Genomic DNA, 16,478 nt, shown 5'->3' with positions numbered 1-16,478 from the left:
GTGGCCTGTTCTTTAGGCTCTGGTCATGGTCGTCAAGACCGGCCTGCCCCTTCCGGGGGCAACTCATCGCGAGAATGGCCGCAATTCACGACAGTTTCGCAGCAATCGCCTGCAAACGGAAAGGCCCGGCGTTGACCGGGCCGTTCAGATGCCGGGTGGCGGGATGCGCTAATACATGACCGTGTAAAGCGTGATCCGCACGGGCGTTCCCGCCTGATAATCGACGCTGCCGCGTGCCAGCAGCCAGCCATCGGCGCGCTGAAGCTGCGCCACCACCTGCATCGGGGCGGAACTGCGTCCGCTGGGGGCAGGCGCCAGCGTGAATTCGACCGTCTTCGCGCCGCCGGTGCTTTTGACCTCGGCTGCGCTGAGGCTGCGGGCCTGGGTCTGCTGGGCCGGATCCTCCAGATAGACGCTGATCTGGCCCTTTGGAATGGCCTCGCCGTTTTCAAATTCGACGATGCCGCTGATGTCAGAGGATTGGGCGGTGACCGAGCCGCTGGCTGCAGCCATTGCCGCAGTTCCGACGGCGACCAGCACGGCTCGGCGATCGGTCAGGCGCGTCATCACATGTTCCTTCCTGTCGAGGTCGAGAGGAAGGGGGACGAGGCCGCCCCCCTTCCGATTGCTGCATCAGATGATAATGAAATCCGACGCCGAAAGCGAAAGATGTGCACTGAGGCGCGCGAATGCCACGGCGGCACCCGCTCCATTACCGTCTGCGTCATAGGACAGGACGCCGCTGTCGGTGTCGTAGATGATGCGGTCATTGGCATCCTGCGCCACGCCCGCCGCACTCTGGTGGAATGCGCCGAAGGCCAGGGTCCCGGCTGCACCGATCCCGATGAAGACCCGGCTGTCCAGCTGGACCACGTCATCGGCCACGTTGAAGTCGGTGATGCGGTCGATGTTGGTGGCACCCAGAGCGCTCGAGAAGCGGAAGGTGTCTTCGCCCGCGCCGCCGGTCAGCGTGTCGGCCAGAAGGCCGCCATCCAGCAGGTCGCTGCCCGCATCGCCCAGAAGCCGGTCGGCACCGGCCGCACCCGGCTGGGTCGGCGGAGGCGGTGCCTCGACCGAGACGTTCAGCCGATAGGTCGAGCCGACGGGCACCGCCGGATCCCAGCCATCGCCCGGCAGGTCCGGGTTCCACTGGCCTTCCAGGATATAGTAGACGCCGGTTTCAGGCACGACGAACACCAGGCTGGAATCGCGGGTCGTGGTCGAGCCCGGGTCTCCGCCGCCGTCGTCGTTCTGGGCGACCACATTGCCGTCGGCGTCCAAGAGCCGCAGCCAGCTGTCATGCACGTCCGGATCGGCGATGCCGTCGATGTCGAGGGTCAGCACCGTGCCCGCCGCCAGTTCGACGCGGTAATATCCGCCTTGGCCATTGCCCGTCGCATTGACGGTCGTGTGCGGCACCGTGGTCGAGTCGAAGATCAGCGGGTCCGCCGCCAGCGAGAAGTTGTTCGAGATATCGAACGCCGTCGCCATCGAGTTGTTGGTCGCATCCGCGCCCAGCGTGGCATAGCCCGTGCCCATTCCGGGAACCGGAACAGGGGGGATCTGGCTGTCGAAGTCACCCAAGATGGTGTCATCGCCGCTGCCGCCCTGAATGGTGTCGGCTCCGCCATAGCCCGTCAGCTGGTTGGCCGAGGCATCGCCGACGATCCGGTCATTCAGACCCGACCCGGCAAGGTTCTCGATCGAGATATAGGTGTCGCCTGCCGATTTGGCTGCGTTCAGGTCCAGCCGGACACCCGTGGTCGAGGTCGAGTAATCCGCCGTATCGCGGCCCGCGCCGCCATTCAGCGTATCCGCGCCAAGTCCGCCCGTCAGGACGTCATTGCCGCCTCCACCTGACAAGAGGTTCGCGACTGCCGTGCCGATGATGGTATCGGCATGGGTCGAGCCCACGACATTCTCGAAGCCGCGCAGGATGTCATGGCGGATGACCGCGCCGCGACCCACGATCTGGACCGGGCCGTCGCCGTCACCACCCAGGGCGGTGCCCGCCGCAAGGTCGATCCTGACGCCTGCATTGCTGCCCGAATAGACGACCGTGTCGATCCCGGTGCCACCATCCAGATAGTCCTGACCGCTGCCGCCGATGATGACGTCATTGCCGCCTTCGCCATAGATGATGTCGCCATCAGCACCGCCATCCAGCGTGTCATTGCCGTCGCGACCGTTGAAATAGTCGCCGCCGCCCCGGCCCCAGAAGTGGTTGGCCGCCGCCGTACCGATGAAGCGGTCGATGCGGTCGTCCGAGCCGATCAGGTTCTCGATGCTGTCGAAGGTGTCGCCCGAGGCGGTGCCGCCGCTGGCGATGTTCAGTTCAAGGTTCACCAGCAGCTGGAACGGGCTTTCCATGCTGTAATCGACCGTATCGGTGCCTGCACCGCCGCGGAAGACGTCGATGCCGTCCTGACCGCGCAGCACGTCATCGCCGTCGCCGCCGTCCAGCGTGTCATTGCCCGCACCGCCCATCAGCGTGTCATTGCCGCGCCCGCCGAACAGCGCGTCGTCGCCGTCATCGCTTTCGGTCTGATCCTCCAGATCGGCAATCGGGATGGTGTTGTTGATGTCCCGACTGGCCAGCGAGTCGCGCCCGCCGATCAGCAGGTCGTCACCGTCAAGGCCGATGATCGTCTGGCCACCGCCACCGCCGTCAATGGTGTTGTTGCCGTTGTCACCCATCAGGATGGTGGTCGGAACCCTGCCGTCGTCCGGAGGCAGCGTGGTGGTTCCACCCGGAGGGGCCGTGCCCCCGGCATAGATGATATTCTCGACATTCGCGACGCGGCCCAGACGCACGCCATTGGTCATCACGATGATCGTGTCATTGCCGCCGTTCGCCAGCTCGCGCACGATATCCTTGGCGGAATAGACGAAATAGGTGTCGTCGCCGCCGTTCCCGGCCATGTGGTCGCCGCCACCCCGTCCGTCCAGGACGTTGTCGCCGTCATTGCCGATCAGCGTATCGGCGAAGCGGCTGCCGATGCCGGTTTCGATATAGTATTCGGTCGAGTCGGCGTTATGGCCGGCAAAGATCGCGACATTGTTGCTATGGCCGTTCACGCTGGAGAAGTACCCGGCCCGCAGGTCCAGAATCGTCCCCGAGGTCGAGCCGGAGAAGTCGATCGTGTCATTGCCGCCGGTGTCGTGGATCACGAAGCCGATGTCATGCTGCATCCCCGAGGCGGTCAGCTGATAGCCGTATTTCGTCCCGTTGAAGCCATAGGTGTCGTTTTCGGTGTTCAGATTGATTGTCTGATAAACCCGCTCGCCATCGACGACGGTCGAGAAGAAGCGGCGGATCACGGCCTCGATATCGGCCATCAGCGGGGTCGAGGCGGACCAGCGGGTGTCCTCGCCCACGTCGATGCCGTCGAAATAGGACATGACGCTGTATTGCTGGCGGTCATAGATCCAGGTCGCGTTGTTCAGATAGTTGATCTGCACGCCGCCGGGGCCGCTGTAGTTGTAAAGACCCGGGTGGTTCAGGCCGAATTCATGCCCGAACTCATGGATGAAGGAATCGAAGACATAGCCGCCGATGTCGGTCTTGTTCGGCTCGGTGTCGTGGAAACGCTGGCCGATGCTGACATAACGGTTGCTGGAGAAGGCGCTGCCGTCGCTATTTTCGCCGATCTCGGGGCTGACAACCTGCATCCAGTCGGTGGCGCGGTTGAAGGGCGTGTCATCGACGATGACGAAGCGCAGCGGCGTGACCGTGGCCCAGGTCTGAAGGGCACCGATGGCGGCGGCCTTGTATTCCGGGTGGTTGTTCAGCTCCTGCACATTGATCCGCAGGGGCGCGGCCGCGATGGCCGGGGTCAGGCTGCGGTTCAAGGCGCCCAGGTAGTTCAGGAACGCGTCATAATCTTCGCTTTTGCCGTATGGATTGTCGGGGGTCTGATCGTTGACCCACCATTGATCATCGTTTGGAGTTGGCATTTTGGGGGGCTCCCTGCAAAAACCGTTGTTGGTTAAAACTGCATGGTCTCGATGCTGCCAACAGACCGTCGGCAGCACGTATTTCGCCTAGAAGATCTGGTACCCTGAGATGATACTGGGCCGCGATCCGGGACCTGTCCACGAATTTCCCAAACGCGTGATCGCGAGTTATTTTTTGATAAATCAATGGATTGTGTTTTTCGGAACGTGATCCGAAAGCGCTCTGGCGGAAACTGGCTCACCTACTTCCAAGTATAGGCGGACGGTCGCTTTCGCGAGTTCATGCCGTGGGGGAATGCTCGACTGGTTGGGAAAAATGGGTATGCGCGCGGCGCGACTCAGCCCCGATCTCCTCAACCTCGCCGGTTCTGACCCTTCGCCTCTGCACGCGAAAGGGGCCGCCGCAGGGGGATGCGGCGGCCCGGTCTTTGGGCGTGTCCGGTCAGTCTGGCGTCAGCGCAGCGCCAGCCGCTGGCCGACCTGCATCATCCGCATCGCGTCCTCGGCGGCGCGGCGCAGCAGCTTGTCGCCCTTGGCGATCGCCTCTTCCAGCGAGCAGGGGCGTTTCACGATGGAGGCAAAGGCCGAAATCCCGTGATCGAAGGTCTCGCGCGCGCCCTTGCCGATGGTTCCGGCCAAGGCGATGGTGGGAATGCCCTGGGCTTCGGCGCGGCGGGCAACCTCGCAGGGGACCTTGCCATAGGGGCTTTGCCCGTCCAGCGAGCCTTCGGCGGTGATCACCAGATCGGCGCGGGCCAGCAGGCGGTCAAACTCCAGATATTGCAGCATGATGTCAAAGCGCGGATGCAGCGTGGCATTGGCGAAGGCGATCAGCCCCGCGCCCAGACCGCCCGAAGCACCCGCGCCCTGCGCCGCCCCGACATTGATCCCCGTCGCGGCCAGAATGGCGGCGGCATAGGTCTCAAGCCCGCGCTCAAGCTGGCGCACCTGCCGGGGTGTTGCCCCCTTCTGCGGGCCAAAGACGCGGGCCACGCCCTTCGGCCCCAGCAGCATATTGTGCCAGTTCACCGCCGCGTCGATCTGGACGCGGGCCAGCCGGGGATCGAGACCGCTGATGTCGATCCGCGCCAGATGCTCCAGCGCGCCGCCGCCTGCGGGCAGCTCGCGCCCGCGCTTGTCCAGCAGACGCGCACCAAGTGCCCGGGCCATGCCCGCGCCGCCATCATTGATGCCACTGTCGCCGCAGCCGATCAGGATGCGCTGAACCCCGTGATCAAGGGCGCGCAGGATCAGCTCTCCGACGCCGCGGCTGGTGGTCAGGGTGGGGTCGCGGCGGTCGCGCGGCACCAGCGACAGGCCCGCCGCTGCGGCCATCTCGATCACCGCCGTTTTGGGGCCATCGCCGCCCATCACGCCCCAGAAGCTGGCGACGGGATCGCCCACCGGCCCGGTGACCGAGGTCTTGTGCATCTGCCCGCCGGTCGCATGGATCAGCGCGGCGGTCGTGCCCTCGCCACCGTCGACCATGGGCGCGGACAGGATTGTCGCGTCCGGCATGGCGCTGCGAACGCCTTCGGCAATCGCCTGCGACACGTCGTCCACCGAAAGAGATTCCTTGAAGCCCGAGGGTGCAATCAGAACGGTCAAAGTCATTTCTCTATCCTTTCCAAGTTCATGTCAGGATTACGAATGAGGGGGTGATCTATTCCCTGAAACTGCGGAAAAATTCACAAAAATCAGAAAATTTATTTTTGAAATTCAGTCAGTTGATCCGAATTCGCAGACCTGCCGGGCGCAGGGCGCGGTTCACGTCTCGCTGGATCTGGCGCAGCGTGCCGGGGGGTGATTTTCGCCGCGTCACGGGCTGCTGCTGCGCAAGGTTCCGCATGCTCGGTCGCGGCGCGGGTCGGTCGCTGACCACCAGCGCGGGCGGATGCGCGGCGGGCGGCGGCAAGGCCGTCGGCAGGGTCGCGGCGGCGACGGCCATGGTTGAATTGGGACGTTCCCCGCGCATTCCTTGCAGCTGCGGCGGCCAGACAAGCAGCGCGAAAGCGATCAGCATTGTCGTCACCACCGGCATCAACGGCAGCGCAAGGCGGAAGAGGTCGGCTTGGGTAAAGGTCTCGGTCTCGGCATTGGCGAAGATCGCGACAGGTTTGGCTGAGGCCATCATGGTCTGGCAAAATCCCGTGCCCATCACCGCGATCAGGATCAGCAGCGCCGCGTCATGGCCCAGCCCCGCCAGCGGCAGTGCCACCGCCGGGATCAGCACCGCCGCCCGGGCCGAGCGTGAGGTGACAACAGATGCGCCGCCACCGCGATGACCGACAGAAGCACCGCGACGGCAGGCAGGCTTTGCGCCAGCGAGGCAGGCAGAACGCCGATGGCCGCCTGCGCCAGCCAGCGATCCGCGCCGGTCTGGGTCATCGCCTGCGCCAGCAGCACGGTCGCGGCCATGTAAAGCAGCAGCTCGACATCGACGGCGCGGAACATCTCTTTGGTCTTGCGGGGCGTGAAGGGCTTGGTCAGCAGGACCAGCGCGCCGATCAGCGCGGTCAGCGCGATGCCAAGCCCATGCAGCCCCGCCGTCAGCCACAGCCCGACGACCAGCGCCAACACGATGGCGATGCGGCGCTGGCGCGCCCGCAGATCGTCGGGGATCTCGGCGGCCTCGGGCGCGACAATGCGGACGCTGCGCAGACCGGCCGGGACGAAGATCCACAGGATCAGCAGGCAGCCCGCAAGGCTTGCCAGCAGCGCGAAGGGCAGGCCCAGCAATGCCCAATCCAGATAGCCGATGCGCAACCCGGTCGCGGCGCGGATGCTTTCGACGGCCAGCAGATGCGCCCCGGCCCCGATCAGCGAGGCCCCCGCCGACAGCAGGATCACCGTCGGAAACAGCAGCGCCAGCGGCCGCACCAGACGCGGGTCGGGCAGGGCAGGGATCAGCGCCACGAAGATCGGCATCAGAAGCGCCGCCCGCCCCGAGGTCGAGGGCAGCACGAAAGCCGTCGCCGCGATGGCGAAGGTCAGCAGAAGGAAGAACAGGTCCAGCCGCACCGGGCGGCGCAAGATCGGGGCGATCAGCCGCTCGGTCAGCCGGGCGTCCTTCAGGACCGCCGCGATGACGAAGGCCGAGAGCAGAAGCCAGATCAGCTCGCTGCCAAGCGCCTCGAACAGGGTCTGCTCGGTCAGGACGCCGCTGAGGACAAGGCCCAGCACGGCGGCCAGCGCGACCAGAGATTCGGGCAGGCGCGTGCCGATCCATCCCAGCATGGCCAGCGCGACGGCCACCAGCGAGGCCCGCGCCTGACCCGACAGATCCGCAGGCACGGCCAGTCCGGCGTAAAGGATCATCGCGCCGATGGCGGCAACGATCAGCGGTCGCGGCTGGAGCGTGGGAAGGCGAAGCAGGGTCGTCGCGGTCATGGCAATCTCCGGAATGCAATGACAGGTTTACGACGGTCGGAGAGGTTTATTCCCTCAGGCGCGTGTCCGAGGCCGCCCGAGGCAGCGCAACGCGGATCAGGAAGCGTCGTCCTTGCGGCGTTTCGATGGTCAGCCTGCCCTTTGCGCCCTCGATGATCTGATTGCAGATATGCAGGCCAAGGCCGAAGCCGTCGCCCTCATGCCGGGTGAAGCGGCCTGTCAGCTGCGAGAGATCGACGGGGCCGGGCGTGGCAAGGTCGTTTTCCACCTCCAGCACCGCATCCGGCGTCAGACGCACCCGGACCCCTCCGGTTTCGCTGTGCTGCAACGCATTCTCGACCAGATTGCCCAGCACGATGGCGTAACCGTCCGGGTCGATATGCCCCATGACGGGCTGGTCGGGCAGGTCGACGGTGACCTCGCGGCCCCCCTTGCGCGGCACGACATCGTCCAGCGCAAAGCGGGTCAGCGGCACCAGATCATGCGCCTCGGACGAGGCACCGATCCCTGCATCCGCCCGTGCCAGCTGCAACAGCCGTGCGACCAGCCGCTTCATCCGCTGCAGCGCGGTTTCAAGCGAGTCGATGCGGGTGATCTGCTGCGGCGTCGACGCGCTTTCGCGCAGCTGCTGCGTCCGGGCCAGCGCGATGGCGACGGGTGTGCGCAACTCATGCGCGGCATTGGTGGCGAAGGCGCGCTCGGCATCCAGCGCCGTGCCCAGCCGGGCCATGAAGCCGTTCACCGTGCCCGCGATCTGCGCCAGATCGGTCGGCCAGTTGCTGGCATCGATCATGTCAAGGCGGCTGCCGTCGCGCGCCGAGATCTCGGCCTGCAATTCGCGCATCGGCGCGACCGAGCGCCGCGCGATCCAGCCGACCAGCAGCCAGCTGAGCGGCAACAGCGCCAGCATCGGCAGCAGCAGCGCGGTCATCCCCTCCTGCATCGCCTCGTGCCGCTCGGCCAGAGGGGCGGCCAGTTGCAGGGCGCGCCCGTTCTGATCCGCTCCGGTGGTGTAGAAGCGATAGGCCCCCTCGGTCGCGAAGTCCTCGGCGGGCAAGGCAGAGGGCGGTGGCAGGGTGACCTCGGCCACTTGCGAGGACTGGCGCAGCACCCCGCCGTCGCGGTCGATCAGGCGATAAAGAACCGCCTCATCCAGCGGCAGTTGCTTGGCGGGGAGATAGTCGTCTGCCCCATCGGCCCCCGCGCGCGACAGCAGTGGCAGCAGGACATGCGCGGTCTCGGCCAGTTGCTGGTCGAAGAACTCCTCCTGCTCGGACCAGAGGACAATCGTCATCAAAAGCGTCGCCGCCAGCCAAAAGGCCGCCAGCCCCAGCGTGGTAAACAGCGTAATCCGCCCCGACAGGCTGAGCGGACGGGCCATCACGCGCTGCCCATGCGATAGCCGAAGCCGCGCTCGGTCACGATGGTGCCGCGGCCCAGCTTGCTGCGCAGGCGGCTGATATGCGCCTCGATGGCGTTGCTTTCGATCTCATCATTGAAGCCGTAAAGCGCCTCCTCCATCTGCTCGCGGCTGACGGTGACGTCGGGCCTGCGGCTGAGGCGTTCCAGCAGCGCCCATTCGCGCAGGGTCAGATGCACGGGCTTGCCCTCCAGCTGCACCTGCCGCCGGTCGGGCCAGATCGTCAGGCGGCCGAAGGTCCGCTCGACCTCGGCCCCGCCCGAGGCGCGGCGCAGGATGGCCAGGATGCGGGCGTGCATTTCATCCAGATCATAGGGTTTGACCAGATAGTCGTCGGCCCCCGCTTCAAAGCCCGCAATGCGTTCGGTGATGCGGTCGCGGGCCGTCACGATCATCACAGGCGTGCGGTCGCCCGCCTGACGCAGCTGCTTCAGAAGGCGCAGCCCGTCGCCGTCGGGCAGCTGAAGATCCAGCAAAACAAGGTCGTATTGGGCGGCGGCCAGCGCCGCCTCTGCCTCATCCGCGTTCAGCGCCAGATCGACGGCATGCCCGGCGCTGCCGAGGTAATCCGCGATCACCTCGGCAAGATCAGGCTCATCCTCGATGGCCAGCAGTCTCATCGCGGGGCTTCGTAAGCAAACGGCAAGGTTGGGGGCAGATAGGTCTGAATCATCGGGCGGGCTCAGAAGCTTTGGCACAAGGACAAGACATGCATATCCCTAATTCTTTATGGCTGGCCATCGGCTTTGCGGGGCAGTTGCTGTTCACCTCGCGCTTTCTTGTCCAATGGATCGCCAGCGAGAAGGCGCGGCGCAGCGTCGTTCCCACCGCCTTCTGGTGGCTGAGCCTGGCCGGAGGCGCCACGCTTCTGATCTATGCCGTCCAGCGCCATGACCCGGTTTTCGCGGTCGGGCAGGTGACCGGGCTGATCATCTATCTGCGCAATCTGGCCCTGATCGGACGGCAGGAAAAGCAGGTCCAGCACACATGAGCCTGCGTTATCCCGTTGCGGTTGCGATGGCCGGCTTTCTGGCCCTCGCGGTTCTTGGCCTCTGGCTGAGGCCGCTGTTTCCGATTGATGAGACCCGCTATCTGGATGTCGCGTGGGAGATGCATCTCTCGGGCAACTGGCTGGTGCCGACCAAGAATTTCGCGCTTTACAGCGACAAGCCGCCGCTGCTGTTCTGGATGATCAACCTGATCTGGCTACTGACCGGCGTCAGTGAGTTCACGGCCCGGCTGGTGGGCCCGCTGTTCGGCTGCGCGGCCATCTGGCTGACTGCCGTGCTGGCCCGCAGGCTGTGGCCCGAGGAGCCGCAGATCGGCGGCAAGGCTGCGCTGGGGCTGGTCGGGCTGGTGGTCTTTGCCCTGTCGGCCAGCCTGACGATGTTTGACGTGCCGCTGGCCGTCGCGACCCTGCTGGGGCTGATCGCGCTGGAGCGTGCGGGCCGGGCCGAGGCCTCGCTGGCGCCATGGGTCGGCTTTGGCACGGCCATCGCGCTGGGGGTCATCACCAAGGGGCCGGTGATCCTGTTCCACCTTCTGCCCGTCGCGATCCTGCTGCCGATCTGGTCGTCCACGCCGATGCCGTGGTCGGCGCTGCCGAAGCGGCTGATCTTTGGCGTGGCTGTGGCGCTGCTGTTCGTTGCGCTGTGGCTGCTTCCGGCCAGCATTCTGGGCGGCCCCGAATATCGCGAGGCGATCCTGTGGCATCAAAGCGCGGGGCGGCTGGCAGGGTCTTTCGCGCATGCGCGGCCATGGTGGTTCTATCTGGCGCTGCTGCCTGCGCTGGCATTCCCGCTGTTCTGGTCGGTGGGGCTGTGGCGCAATCTGCCGCGCCTGCGCGGTGATCGCGGGCTGCGGCTGTGCCTGATCTGGGTGGCCTCGGCCTTTGTTCTCTTCAGCCTGACCAGCGGAAAACAGCTGCATTATCTGGTGCCCGAGCTTCCCGCCTTCGCGCTGCTGGCCGCCTGCCTCGCACCGCAACGGGGCGATCGGCTGTGGCCTGCGGCGATCCTTCTGGCCCTGCTGGCCGCATTTGCCATCGCGGTGGTGCTGGGTCTGGTCCCGCTGCACCGGGCAGCGACGCTGGTCACGCCCAAAAGCATGTTCGTGGCCTTCGCCCTGCTTTTGCTGGCGACGGGCTGGCTGGCCCTGCGCCAAAGCGGCGCGGTGGCGGCGACGATCCTGTCTCTGGGTCTGTTGCTGGCCGTGAACCTGCTGATCGGCACCACCGACACGGCGCAGATCTACAACGCCCATCCCGTCGCCGGGATCATGGGCCGGAACCCGCAAGACGGCCTCGCCTTCACGGGCGAGCCCTATCACGCCCAGTTCAATTTCGCCGCCCGCCTGACCGCGCCCGTTGACGAACTGGCCGACGCAGAGGCCGTGCGCGACTGGGCGAAATCGCACCCCAAAGGCCTGATCGTCGGTCCCACCGACGAGGCCAACCTGCCCCTGCCGCCGCGCGACACGGTGCTGTTTCGCAACAGCGATTACGGGATCTGGTCGGCGGCCGACCTCAACGACCCAACTTCGGAAGGAACCTCGCAATGACCGCTCGACCCAGCATCACCGTCGTCATCCCCGCGCGCGACGAGGTTGTCGCAATCGCCCCCCTTGTCGATGAGGTGGCCGCCGCCCTGACCGGCAAGGATTACGAGATCATCGTGATCGACGATGGCTCGCAGGACGGGACCGACCGGCTGCTGCACACGCTGAGCCTGCGCAATCCCCGCCTGCGCCATCACCGCCAGCTGCAATCGCGCGGGCAATCGACGGCAGTGCGCACCGGGGTCCGGCTGGCCCGTGCGCCGCTGATCGCCACGCTGGACGGGGATGGCCAGAACCCGCCCGACCAGATCCCGCTTCTGCTGGCCCCGCTTGAGGCCGATGTCAGCGGCCGTCTGGGGCTGGTGCAGGGGCAGCGCGTCGGGCGGCAGGACACGCGGGCCAAGAAATGGGCCTCGCGTTTCGCGAACGGATTGCGCGGCTGGTTGCTGCGCGACGGCGTGCGCGACTCGGGCTGCGGGCTGAAGGCGTTTCGCCGCGACGCCTATCTGGAGCTGCCGTTCTTCGACCACATCCACCGGTTCATGCCAGCGATGATGCTGCGCGAAGGCTGGCAGGTCGAGACCGTGCCCGTCACCCATCGCGCGCGCCATGGAGGTCGGTCCAAATACTCGAACCTCGCCCGGGCGCTGGTCGGCATTCCCGATCTGCTGGGCGCGGCCTGGCTGATCCGCCGCTCGGGCCGCCCGGTCGAGGTTGCCGAGCCGCGCCCCGAGATCGCTGCCGTCACCAAGGAAAGCCACGGCTGAGGTCGCCGCCCGCCTCCGCATCATTGATACCAGAGCGGCAGGGATGATATGCCGCTCTGTCGGAGGCGCATTCATGACCAACACTGCATTCCGCACCAGATGGCGCGTGCTGATCCCGGCCAGTCTGGCGTTGACGGCCTTCCTTCTGATCGCCGCACTGGCCGTGCCCCTGCACGCGCTGATGGGAGAGCGGCTGCAGGCTGTCCTGACCGTCGACCTGATCCGGCAGGTGGCAAGCTCGCTTGCGCTGTTTGCGGGCGCAAGGCTGACCATGCTGATCCTGCGGCAGCGGCTGCAGCTTCGCAACAAGGGCCACCGCCCGGTGCCGAAGGTGGTGCTGGATGTGATCAGCGCGGTCGTTTACACGCTGGTCGCCATCGTCAGCCTGTCGCTGTTTCTGCGCGATGACCTGTCGGGCCTTCTGACCGGATCGGGGCTGGTGCTGGCGGTGCTGGGCTTTGCCATCCGCAACGTGGTGGCCGACGTCTTCTCGGGCCTCGCGCTCAGCATCGAGGCGCCGTTTCGCATCGCAGACTGGATCCAGATCGAGACCCTGGGCCGTGGCCGTGTGGTCGAGATCGGCTGGCGCACCTCGCGGCTGGTGACGCAGGACAGCACCTATGTGATCCTGCCCAACAGCCAGATCTCTCGCCAGAAGATCACCAATTTCAGCGCCCCGCGTGCGGAATATCGCGACTCGATCGAGATGACCCTTCCGGCCGAGATCCCGGTCACTGATGCGCGCAACCTGATGAAGCTGGCGCTGCGCGGCGTCCGCTCGCTGATCGCGGATCGCAAGTCCGAGATCCACGTGCTGCGCTACAGCCCGCAGGGGATCACCTATCGGGTGAAGTACTGGGTCCCCCGCCATGACCGCGAGGCGGATTGCCGCAACGAGGTCTTCTGCGCCATCGACCGCACGCTGCGAGAGCGTGGCATCCGCATCGCCATGCCGCCTGTGGGCGCAATGCCCGAGCCGGAAGTGGAAGAGGTGCCGGGCGCGCGGGAACCGGCGTGATCGCTGGCCATCGCAAGGAAGGCCGCCCGCTTGACAGCCTTCCCCCCGCCCTCTACTGACGCTGCCCTTGCGGCGCAGAAGGAACATCAGCATGGCACGAAGATCACTTCGGCTTGGGGTCGACTTTGGCACGTCGAACACGGCGGCGGGCTACCTTTGCGATGACCGGCCGCGCCTTATCCCGTTTGCGCCCGGGCAGACCACGATCCCGACGACCTTCTTCTTTGACTATGACGCGCGCCGGATGCTGATCGGCGAGCCTGCCAATCAGGCCCTGCTTGACGGCGTCGAGGGGCGTTTCATGCGCGCGCTCAAGCGCGTTCTGGGCACCGGCCTCATGCATGAGCACCGGCAGATCCTGAATGAGCGGGTGACCTTCGTCGACATCATCTCGCGCTTTCTGGCCGAGGTGAAGGCGCGGGCCGAGGCCGAGGCGGGGGTGAGCTTTGACCGCGTCCTCTCGGGGCGGCCGGTGGTGTTTCACGGCACGGGCGATCCCCGCGAAGACGCAGCCGAAGCGGATCTGCGCGCCTGTTACCTTGCGGCGGGCTTTCGCGAGGTCGAGTTCATGCCCGAACCGCAGGCCGCCGCCATCGCCAGCGGTGCGCTGGAGCAGCCGGGCTCAATCGGCCTCATTGTCGATGTGGGCGGCGGGACGTCCGACTTTTCGTTGTTCCAGTCGGGGCGCGACGGGATCACCATCCTTGCCAATCACGGTGTCCGCATCGGCGGAACGGATTTCGACCGCTCGATCAGCATCGACCGGGTGATGCCGCATCTGGGCAAGGGAACCGAGTTGCGCAAAGCCATGGGGCCGGGCAGTTCGCCCGCGCCGAATGCCATCTTCAACGATCTGGCGACATGGGAGAAGATTTCGTTCCTCTATACGCCGCAGAACCGCAGGCTCGCGGCCGAGATGGCGCGGCTGGCCCATGAGCCGGAAAAGCTGGCGCGCCTCGCGAAAGTGCTGGAGGATGAGCTTGGCCACGATCTGAGCTTCGCCGTCGAACGCGGCAAGATCGCGGCCAATGGCGGCGAGGAGATGGCGTCCATCTCGCTGGCCGAGATCGAGCGGGGGCTGGCCGTTCCCCTGTCAGCGGAGGCGCTCGCCGACAGTCTTGCCCGCCACGCCGACGCGCTGGCAGAGGGCGCGCGCGAGACGCTGAAGCTTGCCAATCTGGAGGCCGCGCGCGTCGAGAATGTGGTCTATGTCGGAGGCTCCAGCCTGATGTCGATGGTCTCGCAGACCATGAAGGAACAGTTTCCCCACGCGGTCCACTCGTTCAGCGAGGTGTTCACGGCGGTGGCGGACGGGCTGGCGATCGCGGCGCGGGATACGGGGGCCTAGTCGGCTGGCGGGACGAACTACCCGGCGCATTTCAGCGCGGCGCGGGCCAGCCAACCGGAAAACAGCTGCAATCGCAGGGCAAAGCTATCAGCGGATGCATCCGGCGTAAGCGCCTGATCGTAGAAATACCGCAACTCACCTCCCTGCGTGGGATAGAGGCGCTGGAACCTAGTGAGATAGTCCTCAAGCGTTTCCGGCCAATCTGTGTCTGTTTCCGTCCGCAGCAGATTGGTGGAGCGGATCAGCTTGCGCGACGCCTCCCTGACGAGGCGGCGGGAGGCGGCTTCGGTCTGCGGGCGCGTGAGAGCGTCATGGTAGCGCTGGAGAACCTCAGCAAAATCACCATTCACTGCCATAGCAAGCGCGCGGGACGGGCGAAACAGCGGGATGTCCTCGGCCAGATCCTGGCCTGCAATGCAACGGCAATGATGTTTGAGCCAGTACCGCCAGGCCAGCCCGACCTTGTCGGACAGCACGTCCTGCAACAGGCCGATATCGAAATCGACCTTGGTGACAATCGGATGCGCGGCCTCGAGTTTCGTCCTGATGCCTTCGATGGCGCTCCGGTCCAGATCTGATGGCGGACCGCTGAGAACGAGCGTGAGGTCCAGATCGGAACGCCCGACGACAGCACGACCGCCGGCAACGCTGCCATAGACATAGACGCTGTGGATCAACGGAAGCGTTTGGGGTCTGAGACTGAGCCGAACATCCTCAAGCACCGGGAGGTATTTGCTCTGAAAGGCTCGGCGTTCGACCACGCCAATCCGACCTTGCCGGTCAACGCCCATCGTACCCGCCCCTGTTCACTCGCTGCCAGCGCGGGTGCTTGCCTCCAACCCCTCAACAAAGCGGCCGAGCAGGTCCGAGAAGCGCTCGACATCGTCGCGTGGCCAGACCTGGATGCGCGGCCTCAAAGGTCAGTGCTTCATAGCCGTCGGCGATCCCTGCTGCTCCAAGTTCGTCTGAAAGGATGTTCTTGTCTTCGACCATCGGCAAATCAATCACTGCGCTGCCAAGTGCCAGTGCCATTTCGACCGCGCGCTTCGCTTTGAGCATCGAAGTGCCGCGCCTTACTAGCGCGAGGGTTGCGGCGACGACATCCGGGGAACTACTGGACGCCTTCAATACAACCACCTCAGGATTGCCGGAGGATACGCGAGGGATAGTCTGAACGCGTCCCTTCCGGGCGAGCCGCTCCGTCAATGACGACTTTGCCATGCGGTACCCTCCAGAGCTCTTTCGGCGAACATGCCCAACTGGCGCAAGAAAATATGTGCGCCAAATGCGGTTCGAAATGGATGGATGTAGATTGCGCCATGAGCTGACTGCTGTCGATATTGTCGAGCGCTCAGACGCAATCTCAACTGTTCAGATGTCGATCCGTCCTGTTTGAGAGCGCTGGTCTAGGCCAATCTTGCCGATGAGCCGGATATAATCTGCGAGGAGCCGGTCGAGTTTCTTAGGATCATTGATCGGGATGAAGGGACCGAAATCGAACGCGGCGGAATGAATGATGAGACCGGATCGGTTGGATGCTTCGATCAGATCGCGCTCGACCACTTGAAACGGGCGTCCGAGTCGATACCAGCGGCTCACGGTTCTTGCCCATTTTGCGGCGCGATCGATGGCGATCAGGCGTGATGAGGTCATGACGGTCGATCCGAGCTTCGGGTGGTTTGAATAGCCCCATGTTTCGTGGACGCCTTCTTCGCTAATTTTGAGGCAAGGAGGCCATGATGGGCACAGGCAATTTTACTGACGAGTTCAAGCGCGATGCGGTCGCGCAGATCACGGAGCGGGGCTACCCGGCCAAGGAGGTTTCGGAGCGGCTCGGGGTGAGCACGCATTCGCTCTATGCCTGGAGGCGCAAGTTCGCGAAGGCGGTGTCGGGTGACACGGAGAAGGATGCCGAGATCCGGCGGCTGAAGCGGGAGCTGGCGCGGGTCTCCGAGGAGCGCGACATCCTAAAAAAGGCCACCGCGTATTTCGCCAGGGATGCAAAGTGAGATACGCGTTCGT

General features: G+C 65.3%; 15 protein-coding genes and 1 pseudogene. 6 read left to right on the top strand and 10 right to left on the bottom strand.

The features are described from left to right. Nucleotides 1-168 precede the first annotated feature (168 nt). The 7 genes from IQ24_RS11730 to IQ24_RS11700 form a co-directional block, all read right to left on the bottom strand. Nucleotides 169-567: a hypothetical protein gene (locus IQ24_RS11730; RefSeq protein ID WP_145398156.1), complete on the bottom strand. Its 399-nt coding sequence runs from the start codon at nt 565-567 to the stop codon at nt 169-171. A 66-nt stretch (nt 568-633) separates the two neighbouring features. Then, on the bottom strand, nt 634-3,957 hold the full coding sequence (locus tag IQ24_RS20505; protein ID WP_145398155.1) for a M10 family metallopeptidase C-terminal domain-containing protein: 3,324 nt from the start codon (nt 3,955-3,957) through the stop codon (nt 634-636). 453 nt (nt 3,958-4,410) lie between these two features. Further along, nucleotides 4,411-5,571: a glycerate kinase family protein gene (locus tag IQ24_RS11720; protein WP_145398154.1), complete on the bottom strand. Its 1,161-nt coding sequence runs from the start codon at nt 5,569-5,571 to the stop codon at nt 4,411-4,413. Between the two features lie 109 nt (nt 5,572-5,680). Continuing rightward, nucleotides 5,681-6,175 (bottom strand): hypothetical protein, encoded by a 495-nt coding sequence (locus IQ24_RS11715; protein WP_145398153.1) that lies wholly within the window; start codon nt 6,173-6,175, stop codon nt 5,681-5,683. Nucleotides 6,176-6,183: 8 nt separating this feature from the next. Next, nucleotides 6,184-7,347, bottom strand: a complete 1,164-nt coding sequence (locus IQ24_RS11710; RefSeq protein WP_145398152.1) for an SLC13 family permease — start codon at nt 7,345-7,347, stop codon at nt 6,184-6,186. A gap of 46 nt (nt 7,348-7,393) precedes the next feature. Further along, nucleotides 7,394-8,728 (bottom strand): sensor histidine kinase, encoded by a 1,335-nt coding sequence (locus IQ24_RS11705; RefSeq protein WP_145398151.1) that lies wholly within the window; start codon nt 8,726-8,728, stop codon nt 7,394-7,396. Beyond that, a complete protein-coding gene (locus IQ24_RS11700) occupies nt 8,728-9,387 on the bottom strand; it encodes a response regulator (protein WP_145398150.1) in 660 nt (219 codons plus the stop codon). The genes IQ24_RS11705 and IQ24_RS11700 overlap by 1 nt, the downstream gene beginning before the upstream one ends. Nucleotides 9,388-9,476: 89 nt before the next feature. Here IQ24_RS11700 and IQ24_RS11695 point away from each other — a divergent pair, with 89 nt between their 5' ends. The 5 genes from IQ24_RS11695 (at nt 9,477) to IQ24_RS11675 (ending at nt 14,456) form a co-directional block, all read left to right on the top strand. Next, nucleotides 9,477-9,758 (top strand): lipid-A-disaccharide synthase N-terminal domain-containing protein, encoded by a 282-nt coding sequence (locus tag IQ24_RS11695; RefSeq protein WP_145398149.1) that lies wholly within the window; start codon nt 9,477-9,479, stop codon nt 9,756-9,758. Then, nucleotides 9,755-11,326, top strand: coding sequence for an ArnT family glycosyltransferase (locus tag IQ24_RS11690; RefSeq protein WP_145398148.1), 1,572 nt, complete (start codon nt 9,755-9,757; stop codon nt 11,324-11,326). Before IQ24_RS11695 ends, IQ24_RS11690 begins: the two co-directional genes overlap by 4 nt. Then, entirely contained in the window at nt 11,323-12,090 is a 768-nt protein-coding gene (locus tag IQ24_RS11685; protein ID WP_145398147.1) for a glycosyltransferase family 2 protein, read from the top strand. Before IQ24_RS11690 ends, IQ24_RS11685 begins: the two co-directional genes overlap by 4 nt. Before the next feature lie 73 nt (nt 12,091-12,163). Further along, nucleotides 12,164-13,108, top strand: a complete 945-nt coding sequence (locus IQ24_RS11680) for a mechanosensitive ion channel family protein (RefSeq protein WP_145398146.1) — start codon at nt 12,164-12,166, stop codon at nt 13,106-13,108. A gap of 91 nt (nt 13,109-13,199) precedes the next feature. After that, entirely contained in the window at nt 13,200-14,456 is a 1,257-nt protein-coding gene (locus IQ24_RS11675; protein WP_145398145.1) for an Hsp70 family protein, read from the top strand. A gap of 17 nt (nt 14,457-14,473) precedes the next feature. Here IQ24_RS11675 and IQ24_RS11670 read toward each other — a convergent pair whose 3' ends face one another. From IQ24_RS11670 to IQ24_RS11660, 3 genes are all read right to left on the bottom strand, one after another. Beyond that, a complete protein-coding gene (locus tag IQ24_RS11670) occupies nt 14,474-15,247 on the bottom strand; it encodes a nucleotidyltransferase domain-containing protein (protein ID WP_145398144.1) in 774 nt (257 codons plus the stop codon). Between the two features lie 52 nt (nt 15,248-15,299). Beyond that, nucleotides 15,300-15,515 carry a hypothetical protein gene (locus IQ24_RS11665; protein WP_145398143.1) on the bottom strand — a complete coding sequence of 72 codons (216 nt, stop codon included), beginning with the start codon at nt 15,513-15,515 and terminating at the stop codon, nt 15,300-15,302. A 312-nt stretch (nt 15,516-15,827) separates the two neighbouring features. Next, nucleotides 15,828-16,175: a DUF6634 family protein gene (locus IQ24_RS11660; RefSeq protein ID WP_338419477.1), complete on the bottom strand. Its 348-nt coding sequence runs from the start codon at nt 16,173-16,175 to the stop codon at nt 15,828-15,830. 20 nt (nt 16,176-16,195) lie between these two features. Here IQ24_RS11660 and IQ24_RS11655 point away from each other — a divergent pair. Then, nucleotides 16,196-16,478, top strand: a pseudogene (locus IQ24_RS11655) (transposase); the annotation flags it as partial.

It is taken from the genome of Paracoccus sulfuroxidans, from assembly GCF_007830335.1.
Taxonomy (GTDB): domain Bacteria; phylum Pseudomonadota; class Alphaproteobacteria; order Rhodobacterales; family Rhodobacteraceae; genus Paracoccus; species Paracoccus sulfuroxidans.
The sequence above is the reverse complement of the archived record's forward strand: the minus strand, read 5'-3'. Positions and strand labels throughout refer to the sequence as shown.

What these genes read in the sequence shown, in the direction of transcription:
- IQ24_RS11705 (WP_145398151.1), bottom strand. Translation starts at nt 8,728, where the DNA reads ATGGCCCGTCCGCTCAGCCTGTCGGGGCGGATTACGCTGTTTACCACG.
- IQ24_RS11695 (WP_145398149.1), top strand. Translation starts at nt 9,477, where the DNA reads ATGCATATCCCTAATTCTTTATGGCTGGCCATCGGCTTTGCGGGGCAG.
- IQ24_RS11670 (WP_145398144.1), bottom strand. Translation starts at nt 15,247, where the DNA reads ATGGGCGTTGACCGGCAAGGTCGGATTGGCGTGGTCGAACGCCGAGCC.
- IQ24_RS11690 (WP_145398148.1), top strand. Translation starts at nt 9,755, where the DNA reads ATGAGCCTGCGTTATCCCGTTGCGGTTGCGATGGCCGGCTTTCTGGCC.
- IQ24_RS11680 (WP_145398146.1), top strand. Translation starts at nt 12,164, where the DNA reads ATGACCAACACTGCATTCCGCACCAGATGGCGCGTGCTGATCCCGGCC.
- IQ24_RS11675 (WP_145398145.1), top strand. Translation starts at nt 13,200, where the DNA reads ATGGCACGAAGATCACTTCGGCTTGGGGTCGACTTTGGCACGTCGAAC.
- IQ24_RS20505 (WP_145398155.1), bottom strand. Translation starts at nt 3,957, where the DNA reads ATGCCAACTCCAAACGATGATCAATGGTGGGTCAACGATCAGACCCCC.
- IQ24_RS11685 (WP_145398147.1), top strand. Translation starts at nt 11,323, where the DNA reads ATGACCGCTCGACCCAGCATCACCGTCGTCATCCCCGCGCGCGACGAG.
- IQ24_RS11700 (WP_145398150.1), bottom strand. Translation starts at nt 9,387, where the DNA reads ATGAGACTGCTGGCCATCGAGGATGAGCCTGATCTTGCCGAGGTGATC.
- IQ24_RS11710 (WP_145398152.1), bottom strand. Translation starts at nt 7,347, where the DNA reads ATGACCGCGACGACCCTGCTTCGCCTTCCCACGCTCCAGCCGCGACCG.
- IQ24_RS11720 (WP_145398154.1), bottom strand. Translation starts at nt 5,571, where the DNA reads ATGACTTTGACCGTTCTGATTGCACCCTCGGGCTTCAAGGAATCTCTT.
- IQ24_RS11665 (WP_145398143.1), bottom strand. Translation starts at nt 15,515, where the DNA reads ATGCTCAAAGCGAAGCGCGCGGTCGAAATGGCACTGGCACTTGGCAGC.
- IQ24_RS11730 (WP_145398156.1), bottom strand. Translation starts at nt 567, where the DNA reads ATGACGCGCCTGACCGATCGCCGAGCCGTGCTGGTCGCCGTCGGAACT.